This window comes from Pseudomonas nitroreducens (assembly GCF_010994165.1).
Classification (GTDB): domain Bacteria; phylum Pseudomonadota; class Gammaproteobacteria; order Pseudomonadales; family Pseudomonadaceae; genus Pseudomonas; species Pseudomonas nitroreducens.
Genome location: NZ_WMBX01000003.1, coordinates 371,367 through 391,246, shown reverse-complemented (window position 1 = coordinate 391,246; position 19,880 = coordinate 371,367). Strand labels below are relative to the sequence as shown.

At 61.1% G+C, this 19,880-nt stretch carries 7 protein-coding genes and 3 tRNA genes; 1 reads left to right on the top strand and 9 read right to left on the bottom strand.

The annotated features are described in order from the left end of the window. The 9 genes from cyoA to GJV37_RS15105 all read right to left on the bottom strand — a co-directional run bounded on the left by cyoA (position 1) and on the right by GJV37_RS15105 (position 17,361). Entirely contained in the window at positions 1–993 is a 993-nt protein-coding gene (gene cyoA / locus GJV37_RS15145; RefSeq protein WP_170859559.1) for a ubiquinol oxidase subunit II, read from the bottom strand. A gap of 923 nt (positions 994–1,916) precedes the next feature. Further along, positions 1,917–3,518: a TolC family protein gene (locus GJV37_RS15140; RefSeq protein WP_170859560.1), complete on the bottom strand. Its 1,602-nt coding sequence runs from the start codon at positions 3,516–3,518 to the stop codon at positions 1,917–1,919. A gap of 4 nt (positions 3,519–3,522) precedes the next feature. Next, on the bottom strand, positions 3,523–4,782 hold the full coding sequence (locus GJV37_RS15135; RefSeq protein ID WP_338109289.1) for an HlyD family type I secretion periplasmic adaptor subunit: 1,260 nt from the start codon (positions 4,780–4,782) through the stop codon (positions 3,523–3,525). Positions 4,783–4,846: 64 nt separating this feature from the next. Next, complete coding sequence (locus GJV37_RS15130) at positions 4,847–7,036, bottom strand: type I secretion system permease/ATPase (RefSeq protein WP_081754039.1); 2,190 nt, start codon at positions 7,034–7,036, stop codon at positions 4,847–4,849. Positions 7,037–7,299: 263 nt separating this feature from the next. Continuing rightward, positions 7,300–8,199, bottom strand: coding sequence for an OmpA family protein (locus GJV37_RS15125; protein WP_024765650.1), 900 nt, complete (start codon positions 8,197–8,199; stop codon positions 7,300–7,302). Between the two features lie 99 nt (positions 8,200–8,298). Beyond that, complete coding sequence (locus GJV37_RS15120; RefSeq protein WP_193452698.1) at positions 8,299–16,776, bottom strand: Ig-like domain-containing protein; 8,478 nt, start codon at positions 16,774–16,776, stop codon at positions 8,299–8,301. A gap of 341 nt (positions 16,777–17,117) precedes the next feature. After that, a tRNA-Lys gene (locus GJV37_RS15115) sits at positions 17,118–17,193 on the bottom strand. Positions 17,194–17,199: 6 nt separating this feature from the next. Then, positions 17,200–17,276: transfer RNA gene (locus GJV37_RS15110), tRNA-Pro, on the bottom strand. Between the two features lie 9 nt (positions 17,277–17,285). After that, positions 17,286–17,361, bottom strand: a tRNA-Asn gene (locus GJV37_RS15105). 216 nt (positions 17,362–17,577) lie between these two features. On the opposite strand from GJV37_RS15105, the gene GJV37_RS15100 reads away from it, so the two are divergent. Further along, positions 17,578–19,878: a DUF1631 domain-containing protein gene (locus tag GJV37_RS15100; protein ID WP_170859274.1), complete on the top strand. Its 2,301-nt coding sequence runs from the start codon at positions 17,578–17,580 to the stop codon at positions 19,876–19,878. Positions 19,879–19,880: the final 2 nt, after the last annotated feature.

Here is a 19,880-nt window from a genome sequence, read left to right as displayed (position 1 = left end):
TTACTCCTGGCTCGGATTCATTTGCATGCCCTGCATGCCTTGCATGTTGCTCATGTCGTGGCCTGCCATGGCGGCCTCTTCATGCGCTTCGCCGTGCTCGCCCTTCTCGGCCTGCTCTTTGGCCTCATGGGCCTTGGCCATCGCATGGCCAGCGTGTTCCCACTTGTTCAGCACGTGGGAGAACAGCTCGGGGCTGACGGTGGCGAAGTAGGTGGCCGGGACGTTCTCGGTCGGCTTCACCAGCTCCGGGTACTGCTCCAGGTTCAGGGTCTGCTGCGAGGCCTTGACCTTCGCAACCCAATCCTGGAAGCCCTGCTCGGAGGTGGAGATGGCCTTGAATTTCATGCCCGAGAAACCGCCGCCGCTGTAGTTCGCGGAGATGCCGTCGAACACGCCTTCTTCGTTGGCGATCAGGTGCAGCTTGGTCAGCATCCCGGCCATGGAGTAGATCTGGCTACCCAGCTGCGGGATGAAGAACGAGTTCATCACCGAATCCGAGGTGATCTGGAAGTTCACCGGGGTGTCTTTCGGGAAGGCGATTTCGTTGACGGTGGCGATACCCTGTTCCGGGTAGATGAACAGCCACTTCCAGTCCAGCGAGATGGCCTGGATGGTCACCGGCTTGACCTCGGAGTCCAGCGGACGGTACGGGTCCAGCTTGTGGGTGCTCTCCCAGGTGATCCAGCCGAGCACGGCGATGATCAGGCAGGGAACCAGCCATACCACCAGCTCGATCTTGGTCGAGTGCGACCAGTCCGGCATGTAGGTGGCCTTGGTGTTCGAAGCCCGGTATTTCCAGGCGAACCCGAGGGTCATCAGAATGACCGGCACCACCACGATCAGCATCAGCAGGGTTGCCGTGATGATCAGGGACTTCTCGTCGGCGCCAACCTGCCCTTTCGGGTCGAACAGCGCCATGTTGCAACCACCGAGCATCAGCATCGGCAGCCACGCCAGTCTCTTCAAAAATCCTGTGTACTGCTCTTTTTTCATCTTGCGGCCTTAGTGGATGAAAATCGCTTCACCGCCCACGAGCCTTCGCCACGCATCGCTCGACGACTCGTTACCCGCGACCTTTCCAGGTCGCCTGCCAGGGCTGTCATGGATTCACGAATGCGGCCGCAAGGATTCCAGGCAAAGGGAAGTCGCCCGGTCTTCGCGATGCGAAACCGATTTCGTCAGCTGATTCGTTCCGTGAGTATTCAGCGTGTGGTGTCTGGACTGGCGGCTCGTAAAAGCACGCGCGTCGCACACCGATTGCACGAGCGGATTGCCCGACTCGACAGATGACAGGAGCCCACCGATGGCAGCCCCCTGTTGTTATGCCGCTGCACCGAAGGGTGAACACTGGCAATGATCTGCGTCAGTGCGACTCAGCGATTTGGGGGTAGGAAATGGACGGCGGGTATTACAAAGCATTTCAGAAACGCCTTTCAAGGCCCCAGCCCCCCATTTTTAACAAGATATTTTCTCAAACCAGGAAACAGTCCGAAGCGTTCCCAGCACGACCAAACGGTCGAAATCAGCCATCCAGCCCCGCGCCCAGAGCAGTTATCCATCTGCGTCTAAAGGGCTGCAGATGCCGTAACAAAGGGGCTGCAGGACAAAGTGAAGTACCGCGAGAGGGGCCGGCACACGTTCGGGCAGGGCCTCGATCAATGTTGCACTCAGGGATATTTTCGAGGGAGCGAATGGGGCATTTCGCGTTGCGACATATCGCCGCACTGGAGCAATTTGCTGCGCTCAATCAATGCAGGTTGTTTCCGGATAAGTCTCGCCTGGACCGCAATCCGCTTTGCCATTCTGTTTGTCATACGGCGCCGCCCCTCGGAAACGAAAGCGCCTCTTCGTTACCAAAGAGGCGCATCTCTTCACGGACAGACCATGGTTGGCGAGGGCCGGCAAGCCCCCCGCAATCACCGTTGCACAGCCGTGCGATCCTCGCCCATGGCAAGCCATGCAAGCAGTCCACTGGCTTCCGAGCGAATCTGCAGGTCGGCCGACTTGCTGGCATAGAAGTTGTCGATCGACTGTACCTGACCCGAGTAATAGTCGTTCTCCGCAATCAGCACATCCAGCAAGGTGCGCTTGCCCAGGTGGTACCACTGGTCATAGAACATCTTGCGCACGCTGTCGGACTCCGCCAGCAAGGAGTCGAACTCGCCAATCCGGGACACGGCGAGATCACGCTGCTCTGCCAGATTGCGAATTTGATACTCCGCTTCCCGACGAGCAGTCTCCATCTTCTGTTCGGCAGCATCGGCGCGCTGGTAAGCGGCACGCTGAGCGGCTCTCCCCGAGCCGCCTTGGAAAGCGTTCCACTGTACGGCGAGTCCGGTGGACCACGGCTCGTTGTTACTCAACACGTCATTGCCGGTGTTGCGTCCGATTACCCAGTTGAGTGCCGGAAGCTGCGAGGACTTGACGGACTCCGCGTTCGCGCGGGCGGCGTCCATTTCCCAACGGGCCTGCTGAATCGCCGGGCTTTCCTGCATCTCGCTGAGGGCTCGCTCCAGGTTCATCCGCGTCCACTCCCATTTCACACTGGCAGGAACCACCACGTCCTCACCGACCAACTTGGCCAGGCTGGTCTTCACTTGCTGCAGCTTGGCCTGCACGTTGGCGCGAGAAGTCTCGGCCTGGAGCAGACGAGCGCGCGCCTGCACGACTTCACTGCGCCGCCCCGGGTCGACCTGGGAAATCTGCGACAGCATGTCCACCAGTTCACGCATGCGCGACACATAGCGATCGGTCGCGACCAGCGCTTCCTGCTGATGGCTGAGCTCCAGCAGAGAGGCAACCGTGTTATAGGCGACCGTGACCCTCGCCTGCTCCACGGCTTGCTCCTGAGCGTTCGCCGTCTTGCTGCGGCTGTCGATGGTGTTGCTGATGGCACCGAAGTCATAGACCGGCGTCACCACCTGAATGGACGTCCCCGAACCATCACCCTCACCATCCTGCTTCTTGGAGCGGATGGTCGGCGAATTCAGCCCTACCTGCACCTGCGGCCAGCGTGCGCCCTTCGCCTGGTCCACATCGCTGTGCGCAGCATCCAGCGAGGCAGACGCCTGCTTCATCTCCGGACTGATGCTCAGGGCGATGCCGACCATGTTACGCAGGTACTCGAGGGTCGACAGTTGCAGGTCGGCACCCTGCGCCGGAGCACCATCGGCACCAACCGCCGACCTCGAATTGCTGGCAAGGGCAGCCGGCAAGGACAGGTCCAACGCACTGGAGGCCAGGACCTTCTTGTCGGCAGCGGCCGGCGCAGGAGCGGCGCGCGCGGAGACGACCGTCTCGACAGGACCGGCCGCCACCGACGACGTGGCAGCAGGCTTGGCAGTCGTAGCGACACTCGCGGCAGGCTTGGTCTGGAAACTCAGCAACTCGCCATCATCATCGGCCGCCACTGCAGCAGGAGCTGAAACGGTCGAAAGGGAAGCCAGAGCGACGGCAAGTGCCGAGCCATTGAGCCAGGCGCGCTTGCGGCCGAGCTTCAGGGGTTTACGCGGTTTCATTTCATCATCTCTCGCGGAACGCCTCGCGTGCTTTGAGCGCGGGCTTAAGTAGGTAATCCAGGATGGTTTTTTCGCCGGTGCGAATGTCCGCGATCGCGGTCATGCCCGGAATGATCGGGAAATGCTTCTCGCCCTTGACCAGTTCGGCCTGGTCGGTTCGGATCAGCACTCGGTAATAGGTATCCGGGCGCCCCTGGCGAGCCTTTTCGTCATCCTTGATGGTGTCGGGACTGATGAGTTCGACCTTGCCCTTGAGGCCGCCATAGATGGCGTAGTCATAAGCCGAGATCTTCACGGTTGCGGGCAGGCCGGGGCGCAGGAAGGCAACGTCGGCAGGCAGGATCTTCGCTTCCACCAGCAACTGGTCCTCCAGCGGGACGATCTCCATGATGTCGTCGCCCTGCCGGATCACGCCGCCGATGGTGTTCACCCGCACGTTTTTCACGATGCCCTTCATCGGCGAAGTGATCGTGGTGCGCTTCATCACATCCTCGCGTCCGGCGAGGTTCTCGACGGACTGGGCGAGTTCGCTTTCCGTGCGGGTCAGATCGGCGTTGGCGTCCGAGCGGTACTTGTTGCGCCGCTCGCTCATCTGGATACGCAGTTCGTTGGCTGCACGGCGCATGCGCAGGATCTCGACATCCGAGATCAGACCTTTCTTGGCCAGCTGCTCCGACACCTTCAACTCGCCTTCCGCCAGTGCCAGGCTCTTCTGCAATCCGGAAAGGCCTTCGTCGAGCATCTGCCGGCGGGCGTTATAGGCTTCGGTCTCGGAGTCGACGATCGACGGAACCGCCTGCACGTCCGCCGGGAAACTCAGCTTCTGCCCATAGGCCTCGGCACGCAGGCGAGCCAACTGGCCCTTCAGTGCCAGCACCTTGGACTCAGTCTCGCGGAAACTCGCGCCGGCCCGGGTCGGGTCGATTTTCAGGAGCACCTGGCCGGCTTGCACCACATCGCCTTCGCGAACATTCATCTGCTCGAGGATGCCGCCCTCCAGGCTCTGGATGACCTGCTCACGACTGGAGGGGATCACCTTGCCCTCGCCGCGGGTGATCTCCTCGACGCGGGCAAAGTAGGCCCAGACCAACGCTCCGCAGAAAATCACCCCGATCAGCAGCAGGAGAATCGTGCTCGCCGTGGTTTTCTGGGAGATCAGTGCCGCCTGTAGGTCTTCTACATAGGCCATGTCGTTTTCACGCAGGCGCGCTACTTCCTTGGCATAGGATGCAACCGCTTTAGTTTCACTCTTGGCGGCCGGCACGTTCGGCGACGCGCCCGTTGGCGCTACCGGGACCTTGATTGGGGAATCAGTCATGTTGGGCTCGTCAGGAGTGGACCGCAGCCTTGCTCGGCTCGGTCGGGGTTTGGTTGGATTGCAGAGCGCGCAGCACTTCGTCCTTGGGACCGTCGGCAACGATCTGGCCGGCATCCAGGACGATCAGCCGATCGATCTGCTCCAGCAGCGAGAACCGGTGGGTCACCACCACCAGCGTGCGGCCTTGCGTAGCCTGTTCCAGGCGTTGCAGGAACATGCGCTCGGTCTGCATATCCATGCCGCTGGTGGGTTCATCCAGCAGCAGCACCTGCGGGTGCAGCAACAGCGAACGCGCCAGAGCAACCAGTTGCCGCTGGCCACCGGACAACGCCTGCCCCATTTCCCCCACCGGACGATCGAACCCCAGCGGATGGCTGCTGGCCACGGAAGCCAGGCCGGTCAACTGCACGACGTGAATCAATTCCTCACTGGTCGCCGACGGGTTGCCAATCAGCAGGTTTTCCCGCAACGAGCCGTAGAACAGCCGCGCGTCCTGCCCGACAAAGCCCACCGCCGCGCTCCAGTCCGCCGGATCGATCTGCTCGGCGTCGATGCCATTCATCAACACCTGGCCTTCCACTGGCTGGTACAGCCGGGCCAGCACTCGCAGCAGGGTGGACTTGCCACTGCCGATGCTGCCGACGATGGCAACACGCTCGCCGTGCTTGATATTCAGGCTGATGTTGTTCAGCACAGTCGGCGCGGGCTGCATTGGCGGCGCCGGGTAATGGAACTTCACACGACGCAGCGACAGGGTCGCGTCCTTCGGTGCCTGCAGATAACGGCGGCTGTTCTCACGAACCGTCGGGATTTCCATCAACTGGTTCAGCGACTTCAAGGCGGTTTTCGCCTGCTGGTAACGCACCGCCAGGCCTACTGCGCTGGCCAGCGGCCCAATGGCACGGCTGGTCAGCATGACGGTCCCGATCAGTGCTCCCTGGGTCAGGTCTCCGTCGGCAATCCGGTAAACGCCCCACAGCACCAGCACCACGGTGGTCATCTGGCTGATCAGCGATATGGAGTTACTGGCCAGGTTCGACAGCGCCTTGGTCTTGATCGACGAGGCTGCCAGCTGCGCGCTGAAATCTTCCCAGCGTCGCTGCATGCTGCCCTCGGCATGGGTTGCTTTCAGCGTCTCAACGCCTTCAATGGCCTCGATCAGCAACCCGTGTTTCTGAGAAGCCTCACGCAGGTTTTCCTTCATCAGGCGCGACAGCGGCAGTTGGATGTAGGTGCAGACGGCCAGCAGCACGATCATCGCCCCCAGGGGCACTAATGCCAGCGGGCCACTGATCAGGAACAATACAAAGATGAACAGTAGGCAGAACGGCAGGTCCGCCAACGTCGCCAGTGAAGCGGAGGTTATGAAGTCCCGCACCGACTCGAATTCGCGAAACTGGTTGGCGAAGGAGCCGGCCGACGCAGGCTTGTGCTCCAGGCGCACCTCCATCAGCTGACGGAACAGCTTGGCACCGAGGATCAGGTCGGCCTTCTTGCCGGCGGAATCGAGCAGGTAGGCACGGGTCTGCCGCGAAGTGAACTCGAAACCGATCGCCACCATCACGCCGATTGCCAGCGACCAGAGTGTGACGAAGGCCTGGTTGGGTACGACGCGGTCGTACACGTTCATGATGAAAAATGTGCTGCACAGCGCCAGGATGTTGATCAGAAAGGTCGCCAGTGCCGCGCTGTAGTAATAGCGGCGATAACTCCACAAGGTGGAGAACAGCCAGTGTGTCTGGCCCTCCCCCTGAGGGATCTCCGTACGCGCATCCGGGGCAGCCTTCGGCCGTACCAGCAGCGCATAGCCTAGGTAGTTTTCCTGCAGTTCCTCCGCGCTCAGAGTCATGGTGCCGCCGCCCGCCTCAGGCACTACCAGCTCGAACTGTTCGCCGCGACGAGCCACCAGGATGCGTGCCTCACCATTCTTGAACAGCAGCATGAGCGGAAACAGGTAGGACGACAGCTCAGCCGGACGGCGCTTGACCCAGCCGGCACCGATGCCAGCTTGCTCCAGCATGCGCACCACCAGGCTCGGCTTCAGGCGCTGGCCGCGTGGCAGACCGGCGTACAGGGACTCGAGGGTCGCCGGCTTGTCGTAATGGGCGCAGAACCATTGCACCCCCGCCAGCAGACTGTCGTTCTCGGAAGAAGCGCCCAGATCCACGGTGGCGGAAGGGGATAACGCAGAGGGATTCATCAATGCACCTACGATGAGGAAGAAAAGGCATGCGCATGGTAGAAACGGCCCGTTTCGCGCGGCATAGGAAAAGCCTGATTGCTCTGACGTATCTTTCTGTCTACCGACAGACCGGGATATCGAAATTGCTATCTGGGCAGAAACGGCTGTAGGAACGAGCGGAGACGGGACGGGTCGGCAAGCGCCGCGAGGGAGGAAAGAAGGGCAGAACAGAACCGCCGGGACCAGGCAAAGCCCGGTCCCGGCGGAGACGGGATTACCTCTTAGGTGTCGCCACGCGCACCGCGAATCACCAATTCGACTCGACGATTGGGAGCGTTGCAGGCAATGCGCTGCTTACGCGAGCCGCTATCACACTGCACAACCGGCTCGCTGCTACCACGCCCGCTGGCCTGCACCAGATCGCTCTGGATACCCAGTTCAAGCAATGCGCGGCGAACGGTTTCGGCACGCGCCAACGAAAGACGCTGGTTGGCCCGGGCATTGCCGATCGGGTCGGCATGGCCCACTACCTCGATGCTCTCGATAGACTGAGTCTGGCTGCTGATCTGCTGGGCGATCTTGTTCAGCTCCGCATGGCCCTGCGCAGTGAGATCGTTGTAGGAACTCTTACCGAAGTTGAATAACACATCGCTGCGCAGACTCAGCTTGGTCGCAGTCTGGCAGGGCACGGCGGCGCTAGCACGATTGAGTATGTGGGTCTGCTGGCGCAGGCCTTGCAGTTCCTGCTCAGCTGTCGAACGAACGAGTGCTGAGGGGACCTTGCTGGTGGCACTGGCCGAGGCCTTGAGGAAGTAGCTCTTGCCTCCAGTGAACTCGGCGTAGGTATTGGGATTGCGTTTGCCTGCATACAACGGCGCATCGCCTTCGTAGGTCTCTAGCGAGTGACGGCCGGGTGCGAGACAGAACACGGTGAAGCCACCCGGCATCAGCGCGCTTTGTAGTTCACCATCGACATAAACGTGATTGGCCTCACGGCCTTCGCCGATGGCGCGATAGAGCACGACTTGAGCCTGCTCCGGCACCGCATTGGGAACCGGGCTGTAGGTATTGCCGTAGATGGAATCGTTTTGTGCCAGGGCAGCCGAAGCGAAACCCAGAGCCACCACCAGGGCACTGAGGCTGGCGCCTTTGTGCAGGGGGGTGAAAAGAGAAAATACCATTTGAAATACTCTCCAAGCCCTCGCCGCTTGCACGGCGAGGTTTGCAATTGAACGGGAGATGGGGCTGGAGCGTGGACAACTCCACGCTCCAGCCTGGGCTTAGGCGATCATGTGCACCTGAACGTGGTCCTCGACCCACAGCTCGCCAGTGCCCGAGCTGTACACCTTGTAGGCGTGGCCATCGCTGCCGGTGGCACTCGATTCGGTCCAGGTGACACCGGTCTTGACCAGGTCGACAGTGCCGCTGGTGTCGCCATTGACCACCAGTTGCTTCTTGCCGTCCTTGAACATCAGATCGGCTTCACCCATCCGCAGCACGTCGTCCAGCTTGACCGTCAGGCTATTGCCACCGTGCCCCAGGTCGAACTTTTCGAAGCTGATCACTTTGGTCTTCATGACCGACAGGTTGATGTCCAGACCTTGGCCATCGAACACCAGGGTGTCGGTGCCCGAGCCGCCGTTAACACCGAGGAAATCGGTGCTGACGATATGGATGAAGTCATTGCCCTCGCCGCCGTTGGCATAGTCCATCGTGCCAATGTTGACGATGGTGTCATTGCCAGCTCCGCCCAGGAGGTAGTCATTGACCGGGTTGCCATGGTCGTCCTTGCCATCCGCCACCAGGTAATCATCACCATTGGTGTACTTCTTGGTGAACGAGTCGGAGGAGGAGTAGTAGACATACATCGCTCCCGAGTCGTTGGCAGTGAAGTCGGCGTTGTAGGCACCGGTGGCGATATCCGCCATGCCGTCGCCGTTCCAGTCGCCCATGGCCACGCCGTTGCCCAGTTCATAGCCGGCACCTTCGCCATACAGCACGAAGCCCTTGCTCGGATCGTTGACAACGTCCTTGATCGACCAGATGGCTGGCAGACCATGCTCGGTGCCATAGACCACATAGACCGCACCGGCGTTATCGCCATTACCCATACCAGGGCGATCGGCATAACGCGCACCAATGATGAAGTCATCAATGCCGTCGCCGTTGATATCGCCACCTGCGCGGATACTGACGCCGAACCATTCGTCTACGGTGCTCTGCGTCCACTTGCCAGTGGCCGAGTTGTAGGTCGCCTTCTCGTTGAGGATGAGCGAGCCGACACTGGAGTCGAAGGTCGGGTTGGTGTTGAACTGCGACGGCACACCGACGGTATTCAATGCATCCAGGTTGATATCGCTGGTGTAGCCACCCGCCTTGCCATAGATGACCCACACGCGACCCGGGTCGCCCGGCTCCGAGTAAGGTGCACTGATCGCAAAGTCACCAATGCCATCGCCGTTGATATCGCCCAACGCGGTGATGGTGTTGGTCGAGTAGTCCTGGCGTGTCGAGCCAAGCCATTCGTAGTGCTGCGCATTGATGCGGATGCCTTGATCCAGAGTCAGGTTCTTCAGGTCGAGGGAAGCCCCCAAACTACCTTCCTTGCCATAGACCAGGTAGGCGGTACCCGCAGAAGCGCCGTAGCCCTGCGACATGATGTTGTTGGCACGGGGGTCGGCGATCACGAAATCGTCGATACCGTCGCCGTTGACATCGCCGACATTGTTGATCGAGTCACCCAGATCGACTCCATTCACCTGCGACGAGTTGGTGACCGTACCAGTGAACGAGTTGATGATCATCGTGCCGTTCACGCCAGCCGGGAAGTGCGCCCAGGTCTGGTTGGAGCCGGTACCAGTGGCCGGGTTGCTCCAATCCATGGCGATGTTCTTGTTGACGCCGGCGCCGCCGTACAGAACGTAACCAGCACCACTGTTATTCGGGCCCGCCTCGCGGTTGCCGAACAACAGGTCCGAGTAGCCATCGCCATTGAAGTCGCCGCCACCGCCCACACCAACACCGTTCCAGCTGTCAAAGCCCGGCGCGGAGGGGTTGTTAGGGTTGACGCCCGCGTTACGGATCACGAAACCATGCGTGTTGTCGCCAGCATCGATGGTCGCGAGGTCCACCGTACCATTGCCCCAACTGCCGTTCGGCCCGCCGAAGATCACATAGATCTTGTCCGGCCAGTGAGAGGAGATGATGACGTCCTTGTAGCCATCTCCATTGAAGTCACCCAGCGCATTGATGCCCGTACCCATAATGTCGCCGTTGTAGGCGCCGGCAAAGAAGATGCCCTGGTCCGGTCTCAGATTGGTGATGGTGTTCTGGTCCAGCACCGGCAAGCCGTTCTCGCTGCCGAACAGGATCCATGCACCGCCGTTGTTAACCCGGCCCAAGGTATCGGAGTTACGTGCGGAAACCAGCAGATCATCGTAGCCGTCGCCGTTGAAGTCACCGATGTTGACGACGTCCCAGCCGAATTCAAAGCCCGCCTGTTTGGCACCGTAATAGTGCTGCGGCGCATCCTTGGTGATGGTCAGGATGTCATTCTTGCCATCCAGCGAGCCAACATAGCCAGGCGAAGCGGTGACGCCGGACGCCGTCGTCACCACGGCCTTCAGCAGGTAGTCGCCTTCGTGCAACGACCACAGGTCGGTGGACCAGGTACCATCGCTGTTGACCTTGATGCCTTGCCCGTAGATGTCCTCGCCGGGATCGATCTGGTTGTTTCCGTTCTTGTCCCAGAACAGCGTGACGGTGAGGTCTTCGAACTTGTGACTACCGGCCTGCACCGTACCGTTGATCGTTGGCGTCATGATCGAGGTGATGTTATCGGTGTTGGACACGCCGTTGTCGCTGGCAGGATCCAGGGAGAAAGTCACCTTGTTGGTCGGCTGGGAGTTATCGATGATGACCGACTGGGAAGTTGCCGCTCCAGCAATACCCGCCTCGCTGACAACACGCGATTCAAAGATGTACTTGCCATCTATCAAGGATATCGCTGTGTTGTCATAGGACCAGCGCAGGCGATCATCGCTGAGCGTGGCGTCCTTCCAGGTAGCTCCTCCATCGGCGGAGAACTGCACCTTCTCACCAGACTGCAGCACGCCGTCGACTGTGCCGTTAATCAGCAATGTGCGGTCCTGGGTGATGAAGTCATGGTCGGAGACACCCGTGTCATCACTGATCCCAGTAATGGTCGCGAGATGCGAAGGAGCTGACGAATCCAGCATGATGCTGTACTTCGCACTCGGGGCGGTGGCATTGCCGGCTGGGTCGGACTCTACCGCGGTCAGGTCGTTCAGACCCGAGGCCAGGGCAGTCGCGGGCTGCAACGTCCAATGCCCAGTCGAGTCCACAATTGCAGTACCGATCCGATGGTTATCGGTGCTGTCCTTGGCGTACACCGTAATGGTGTCGCCGGACGTGCCGGTACCGCTGATCACCGGACGCGAATCGTCGGTAACGCCGCCATTGCTGATGTTACCGGTGACATCGCCCACGCTGTCCAACACGCCAGTGATGGCCAGCTTGCTGGCATCCGGCGGGGTGTAGTCGGTGGTGAGGGTGAACACGTCGGACTTCGGACTGGTGTTGCCAGCCTTGTCGGTCGCATCGGCGGTGAACTTGTGTTCGCCTTCGCTGATACCGGTGGTCGGCGTGTAGCTCCACTTGCCATCCGGGCCTGCGGTCACGGTGCCCAGAATCGCGCCGTTGTCGTAGACGGTGACCTTCGAGCCCGCTTCCGCCTGGCCCGTCAGGGTCGGCGTCGAGTCGTCGGTCACACCGCCATTGGCAATCGGACCGGTGATGGCTCCGACGTCGTCGATGACTTCGCCGATGCTCGGCTTGGCCGGCGCCGTGGTGTCGACGCTGAAGTTGAAGGTCGACGAGTCGCTGACGTTACCCGCCAGGTCCTTCGACTCGGCCTTGAGGCTGTGCGGACCTTCGGCCAGGTCGGTAGTCGGCTTGAAGCTCCAGGTACCATCGGGTTTCACCGTGGTGGTGCCCAGCGCAACGCTGCCATCGTAAACCGTAATGGTCGCGCCAGCCTTGCCCTTGCCGTCGATTTCCGGACGGGTGTCATCGGTGACGCCATTGGCCGCGATGTCACCGGTAATGCTGCCCACCGCGTCGATCACATGACCGATGCTCACGTCGACCGTGCTGGTATCCACCACCACGTTCAGCGGGGCGCCCTGACCACTGCTGTTGCCAGCCTTGTCCAGCACTTCCGTGGTGAAGGCATGGTTGCCTTCGGGCAGGTCGCTGCTCGGGGTGAGGCTCCACTTGCCGTCGTCACCCACAGTGGCAGTGCCGATCGGTGTGCCATTGTCGTAGATGATGACCTTGCCGCCGGCTTCCGCGCTGCCGCTGAAGGTCGGACGGTTATCGTCAGTGGTGTCGCCGTTGTGCAGCGGGCCGGTCTGTGCGCCCACGTCATCCAGTACCACCAGGCCGGTCACGTTGGTCGGTTTGCTGGTGTCGGTGCTGAAGTTCCAGATGCCGGTCGGGTCGCTGACCTGACCAACCGCATTGGTCGCGGTGGCGGTGACGTTGTGCAGGCCATCAGGCAGGATGTTGGTGATGATTTCCCACTTGCCCGAAGCATCGGCCTTGGCACTGCCGATCAGGGTGTTGCCGTCGTACAGCTTGACGACGACGCCAGCTTCCGAGGTGCCTTTGAAGGTCGGCTGGGTGTCGTCGGTTACGGCGCCTTTCTGCAGGAAGCCGGTGTACGGACCTACGTCATCGAACACGCTTTCGATCGCCGGGGCCTGCGGTTGGCCCGTCTGTACGTCGACACTGTACTTCGCGCTCGGCTGAGTGGAGTTGCCGGCTGGATCGCGCTCCACCGCGGTCAGGTCGTTCAGACCCGAGACCAGGGCAGTCGCAGGCTGCATTGTCCACTTGCCATCGCTACCCACAATCGCAGAACCGATCTGATGGTTGCCGGTACTGTCCTTGGCGTACACGAAGATGGTGTCGCCGGACGTGCCGGTACCGCTGATCACCGGACGCGAGTCGTCGGTAACGCCGCCGCTGAGCACGTTGCCAGTGATCTCACCCACGCTGTCCAGCACGCCAGTGATGGCCAGCTTGCTGGCATCCGGCGGGGTGTAGTCGGTGGTAATGGTGAAGACGTCGGACTTCGGACTGGTGTTGCCGGCCTTGTCGGTCGCATCGGTGGTGAACTTGTGTTCGCCTTCGCTGATACCGGTGGTCGGCGTGTAGCTCCACTTGCCATCCGAGCCTGCGGTCACGGTGCCCAGAATCACGCCGTTGTCGTAGACGGTGACCTTCGAGCCCGCTTCCGCCTGGCCCGTCAGGGTCGGCGTCGAGTCGTCGGTCACACCGCCATTGGCAATCGGACCGGTGATGGCTCCGACGTCGTCGATGACTTCGCCGATGCTCGGCTTGGCCGGCGCCGTGGTGTCGACGCTGAAGTTGAAGGTCGACGAGTCGCTGACGTTACCCGCCAGGTCCTTCGACTCGGCCTTGAGGCTGTGCGGACCTTCGGCCAAGTCGGTAGTCGGCTTGAAGCTCCAGGTACCATCGGGTTTCACCGTGGTGGTGCCCAGCGCAACGCTGCCATCGTAGACCGTAATGGTCGCGCCAGCCTTGCCCTTGCCGTCGATTTCCGGACGGGTGTCATCGGTGACGCCATTGGCCGCGATGTCACCGGTAATGCTGCCCACCGCGTCGATCACATGACCGATGCTCACGTCGACCGTGCTGGTATCCACCACCACGTTCAGCGGGGCGCCCTGACCACTGCTGTTGCCAGCCTTGTCCAGCACTTCCGTGGTGAAGGCATGGTTGCCTTCGGGCAGGTCGCTGCTCGGGGTGAAGCTCCACTTGCCGTCGTCACCCACAGTGGCAGTGCCGATCGGTGTGCCATTGTCGTAGATGATGACCTTGCCGCCGGCTTCCGCGCTGCCGCTGAAGGTCGGACGGTTATCGTCAGTGGTGTCGCCGTTGTGCAGCGGGCCGGTCTGTGCGCCCACGTCATCCAGTACCACCAGGCCGGTCACGTTGGCCGGTTTGCTGGTGTCGGTGCTGAAGTTCCAGATGCCGGTCGGGTCGCTGACCTGACCAACCGCATTGGTCGCGGTGGCGGTGACGTTGTGCAGGCCATCAGGCAGGATGTTGGTGATGATTTCCCACTTGCCCGAAGCATCGGCCTTGGCACTGCCGATCAGGGTGCTGCCGTCGTACAGCTTGATGACGGCGCCACCTTCCGAAGTACCCTTGAAGGTCGGCTGGGTGTCGTCGGTCACGGCGCCTTTCTGCAGGAAGCCAGTGTAAGGCCCTACGTCGTCGTAGACGTTTTCGATCGCCGGGGCCAGCGGCTGGCCCGTCTGTACGTCGACACTGTACTTCGCGCTCGGCTGAGTGGAGTTGCCGGCCGGATCGCGCTCCACCGCGGTCAGGTCGTTCAGACCCGAGACCAGGGCAGTCGCAGGCTGCATTGTCCACTTGCCATCGCTACCCACAATCGCAGAACCGATCTGATGATTGCCGGTACTGTCCTTGGCGTACACGAAGATGGTGTCGCCGGACGTGCCGGTACCGCTGATCACCGGACGCGAGTCGTCGGTAGCACCACCGCTGATAATATTACCGGTAATATCACCCACGCTATCCAGCACGCCCGTAATAGCCAGCTTGCTGGCATCTGGTGGCGTCGTATCGATACCCACGGTGATAACCGTCGGCTGGCTGGGGTTGCCAGCGGCATCAGCAGCGGTGACGATAATTTCATTGTTCCCCTCCGCCAATGGTGTTGTCGGCGTCACCGACCAATTGCCCTGGTCGTCGGCCTTGGTGGTGAGGGTTTCACCGTTGGGCAGGGTCACGGTCACGTCCGCGCCCGGCTCGGTCTTGCCGTCGATGGTCGGGGTGGGGTCGTTGGTGATGCCATCGCCCTTGACACCCGTGTCGGACGCCGGGTCCAGCCATGCCTGCGGAGCAGCCGGGCCCTGGGTATCGACATCGACCACGAACGGATCCGACATCGGGCTGGTGTTGCCCGCGACATTGGTCACGGTCAGCGTGATGTCATGCGGGCCTTCGCTCAGGGGCTTGTCTGCCGGCGCTTCATAGCTCCACTTGCCATCAGGGCCGACGGTGACATCGGCAATCTTCTGGCCATTGTCGTACAGGCTGACGATCTCGCCCGGTTCGCCGTTACCGGAGAAGGTCGGACGGGTATCGTTAGTGCTGTCACCGCTCTTCAGATCACCGATTTTCGGCTCGACATTGTCGTAAACGCCGGACAGGGCACCGTCCGGGCCAAAGGTCGGCTTGGGTGGAGTCGAGCTATCGATATCCACGGTAATGACCGTGGGCTGACTCGGATTGCCTGCCACATCGGTGGCGACGATGGTGATGACATTGCTGCCTTCGGGTAAAGGCTGGGTCGGGGTGACCGACCAGTTACCCTGATCGTCGGCGGTGGTGGTGAGGGTCTCGCCGTTTGGCAGCGTCACCGTAATCCCGGCATGGGGCTCGGTCTTGCCATCGATGGTCGGCGTGTTATCGCTGGTGATGCCGTCACCTTTGATACCAGTATCGGAATCGGGATCCAGCCAACTCTTAGGAGCATCCGGAGGGATGGTATCAATCACTACAGGAATGGTGATCTGGCTCTGGTTACCGGCAGGATCCTGCTCGATCACCTTGATATCACCGCTTCCATCCGGCAGCGGCTGGGTCGGTTGCGGGGCTACCCAGGAACCATCCTCCTGAACTTGGGTGGTAACGCTCTCGCCGGTCGGATAAACGACGATAATGGTGTCACCCGGCTCGCCGTTGCCATAGATGACCGGCGTGTTATCCGGACTGTAGTAGTCATTGCCATCGAAATGGCCGCCGTCGATGCGGGCAACAGGTGCGGGCGGAGGATTGGTGTCGACAGAGAAGTCAATCACGTGAACCGGCGCGCTGGGATTACTGCCTGGCACGTCTTGAACGATATCGATACTGTGATTACCGTCGTTCAGATCGCTGGTGGGCACCAACTGCCACTTGCCATCCGATCCAACGGTGGTGGTACCGATCTCGGTACCATTGTCCAGCACGTGGATGACGGCGCCGGGAACACCGCCGCCAGAGAGAGTCGGGCGGCTGTCGTCAGTCGCTTGGCCGTTGGCCAGATCACCCGTGATCGGGCCAACATTATCAGTGACCTTGGTATCGGTTACGCCAGGGCTGGTCTGGGGAGTGACCGGGGGCGTGGGATGATGCTTGTGGTCGTCCTTGTTGGCGGCGTATGCCGCGCCACCCGCACCCAGTACACCAGCACCCGCCAGCAACGGCCACAGCAGGAAACCGCCACTCTCATCGATCTCGCCATCGACCACTGGCACCGCACCGAGCGGATCGCCCCCCAGGGCAACAGGTGCTTCCTCGCCGTCGGCCAGCATCAGCTGACCGTAGAAGCCTTCACCGTCGGTGCGGACATAGGCGTACATCTGGCCATTTTCGGAAACGCCATAGAGCTGTGAGTCCATGCCGTCGGCGAAGAAGTCCTCGATAGTGAGGTCAGGCTTATCGCTGCCCTCGAAGAATACCTGGAGGTCCTTGCCATCGCGCTTGACGGTGACGTTCTCCGGAGCAACGTCGCTGTCATCCAGCTTGAACAAATATTTAGTGCCGACTTTCGCCTTGATCTTTCCACCTTCCTTGAACGCAACCCGCTGGACTGCATTCTCGGCAACGGCGATCAAGCCAACCTTTTCAACTGACATAAAGAACCCACCTTTTGGGGACACGAACCATGAGGTGGGGAGGATAAATTTATGCAGCGATCTTCCAGATCAGACCGGTCCTATGTTACGTAAGGAATTTCCCATACATCAGCTTCCCGCTCGTACGAAACGAGCCAAGCTTCCGGGCGATCAATAGCAATGGTTCGAGCTCGCCGGGGAGACGACACAAAACCATACGAAAGGATAGGACTCCTGGAGCACCAGGAAGACGGGCCGGGAAAAGAAAAAACGGCCGAAACGAAAAAGCCCACCTCGAGAGGTGGGCTTTTTACAGCGGGCTTATCTTCAAGCCCGGATCGCGAAATTTCGCAATCCAAATATGGTGGGTCGTGTAGGATTCGAACCTACGACCAATTGGTTAAAAGCCAACTGCTCTACCGACTGAGCTAACGACCCAAAATTTGGTCGGGGTAGGGGGATTCGAACTCCCGACATCTTGCTCCCAAAGCAAGCGCGCTACCGGACTGCGCTATACCCCGTTTGAAAGTTGGCTCCGCGACCTGGACTCGAACCAGGGACCCAATGATTAACAGTCATTTGCTCTACCGACTGAGCTATCGCGGAACGACGAACCTTTCAATCTCTTCCACTTCGCTTCCGGCTTCACCGGAATCCCGTATCAGAGGCGCGCCATTTTACGTATATCGAAACGCCTGTCAACACTCTGATCCAAAAAGTTTTTCTTCGCTTTGCAGGGGCCGGGCTGATTGCTATATCTGCTTGGAAAAACACGAGTGATCCACCGCGGGTGTAAACGGAACGATCACGCACAGGATGGCCATGAGCAGCAAGGACACCCCACCGCCCTCCCCGATCGCCAGCCGGGTCATCCAGCCCCGCTTCGGCGAGTTGGTCCAGGGCTGCCGCCAATTGGCGATGAATCACATCGCCGAGCTCCTGGGCAATGTTTTCGCCCAGGTGGACGACACACTCTTCGAGTGCGCGGAAAAAGCCGAGAACAATCAGGTCCAGGCGCTGTTCTTCGACGCCATGCGCGAAGTCCGTCGTGAAAGACCTAACCTCGAGCGTTTCTACCACCAGCGTATCGCCCAGGGCCTGAGCGACTTCCTCGAAGGCAAGCTGCCCACCGCCGAGCCGCTGGAAGAGCTGGACATGGACCAGCTGACCCTGGTCGGCAACGACGAATACGAAGAGACCCTGCTGGTGACCAACATGGTCAACCAGGTACGCGCCCACTGTGCGCAATTGCTGTTCGCCCTCGATCAACGCCTGGCGCTGCTCAACAACGGCAGCAAGCTGGGCGAGGACCGCAATCCCTTCGGCCCGCAGGCCGTTGCCCAGGCATTCCGCGACACCCTGGCACGCAGCGCTTTCCCACTACGCATCAAGACCATCCTGTACGTCCTGTTCGATCAGCAGGTCATGCAGCATCTTCAGCCGCTCTATGAACAGTTGAACAAGCGACTGGCCGACGGCGGCGTCCTGCCGAACCTCAAGTACCGCCCGCAGGGGCAACGCTCGGTGTCTGCGCCGCCGCCCCGCTCCGTGACGGAGGAGAAGGACGCAGGGGCGACGAACGGCATTCCATCGGCACCACAGAGCTATGCCACCGGCGACCTGCCGGAGATCCCGCCCGGAGACCGCAATGCGCTGTTCGGCGGCCTCGCCGTGCTGCTTGCCGAACGCCGTCGACGCGGAGACAAGGCCACGCTGTTCGGCAACACCCAGAGCATTGTCAGCTTCGGCCCGAGTTCCGCCACGACGACCTACAGCGCCAACGAGCTACTGGAAGCCTTGAACCGGCTGCAGCGCGAATCGGCCCAGGAACTGGCCCAGCGCCTGCGCCAGCCGCAGCCGGTCGATGCATTGAAGGCCGACCTGCAGCGCCAGCTGGAAGCCGGCAGCGCCCAGCCGAAGAACACTCGGCTGACCGACCAGGAAGCCGACGTCATCGACCTGGTGGGCATGGTCTTCGACTTCATCCTCGATGACGAGAACCTGCCTGACAGCTGCAAGACCACACTTTCCCACCTGCACACGCCCTTCCTCAAGGTGGCGCTGCTGGACAAGCAACTGTTCACCCAGCACCACCATCCGGCTCGCAAGCTGCTCAACGCCATGGCCCAGGCCGGCGTGCTCTACGGCGGAGAGGGCGAGGAGCGCGCACTGCTGGCGAAGATGCACTGGGTGGTCGAGCGGGTGATCCAGGACTTCGTCGGCGACCTTTCGCTGTTCGACACCCTGCTGGGGGACTTCAACGAATACGTCACCAACCTGCGACAGAAGGTCGAGTTGCGCGAGCGCCGCGCCATGGAGGCCGCGCGCGGTCGCGACCGCCTCCTCGCCGCACGGGAGCAGGCGCTGGACGCCATTACCAAGGTGACCCACGAGCGCGAACTGCCGGAACTGGTGCGTAATTTCCTCGAAATGAGCTGGTGTGATGCTCTCACCTTCATCGTCCTGCGCAGCGGAGAGCACAGCGACGAATGGAGGCGTGCCTGCGAGGTAGCCGAGCAGTTGGCCTGGAGCGTGACACCGCTGGATGCCGACGGTCGCGATCATCTGCAAGCGATCCGCCTGGCCCTGCTGGAAGACCTGCGCAGGGGGCTGGAGGTGCTGGGCGGCTATCACGAGGACGGAATCCGCCGGCTGCTACAGGACCTGGTCGCCTGCCAGCACGCGATTCAGGCGCAGAAGCCGCAGATCGCCGCACAACTCAAGCAGGAACTGCCGGAAAGCCCGCTGGGCGCCATGCTTGGTGCCGAAGGGCACACGCTGGTCAAACCCGATAGCGAGGCACTCTCCGAGCGCGTGCGGGTATTGATGAAAGAGCTGAGCCACCTGGAGTTCGGCACCTGGTTCGAGTTCGGCGACACCACTCCGGCTCGCCGGCTCAAGCTTTCGTGGTTCAGCCCGACCACGCGCAACTATATGTTCGTCGACCACACCGGGCAGCGCGTGGCGGTCAAACCGATAGTGCAGTTGGCCCAGGAGATGGAAGCGGGCAAGGTCCGCCTGGTACCGACGGAACAGTCCGCCCCGCTGATGGATCGCGCCTTGAATGCGATCTACCGGGTCCTGCAACGCATTACCTCCGGGCGCAGCCCGGCACAGACCTGAGG

Coding starts and splice junctions, on each gene's coding strand:
- cyoA (WP_170859559.1), bottom strand. CDS start 993: ATGAAAAAAGAGCAGTACACAGGATTTTTGAAGAGACTGGCGTGGCTG.
- GJV37_RS15130 (WP_081754039.1), bottom strand. CDS start 7,036: ATGAATCCCTCTGCGTTATCCCCTTCCGCCACCGTGGATCTGGGCGCT.
- GJV37_RS15140 (WP_170859560.1), bottom strand. CDS start 3,518: ATGAAACCGCGTAAACCCCTGAAGCTCGGCCGCAAGCGCGCCTGGCTC.
- GJV37_RS15125 (WP_024765650.1), bottom strand. CDS start 8,199: ATGGTATTTTCTCTTTTCACCCCCCTGCACAAAGGCGCCAGCCTCAGT.
- GJV37_RS15120 (WP_193452698.1), bottom strand. CDS start 16,776: ATGTCAGTTGAAAAGGTTGGCTTGATCGCCGTTGCCGAGAATGCAGTC.
- GJV37_RS15100 (WP_170859274.1), top strand. CDS start 17,578: ATGAGCAGCAAGGACACCCCACCGCCCTCCCCGATCGCCAGCCGGGTC.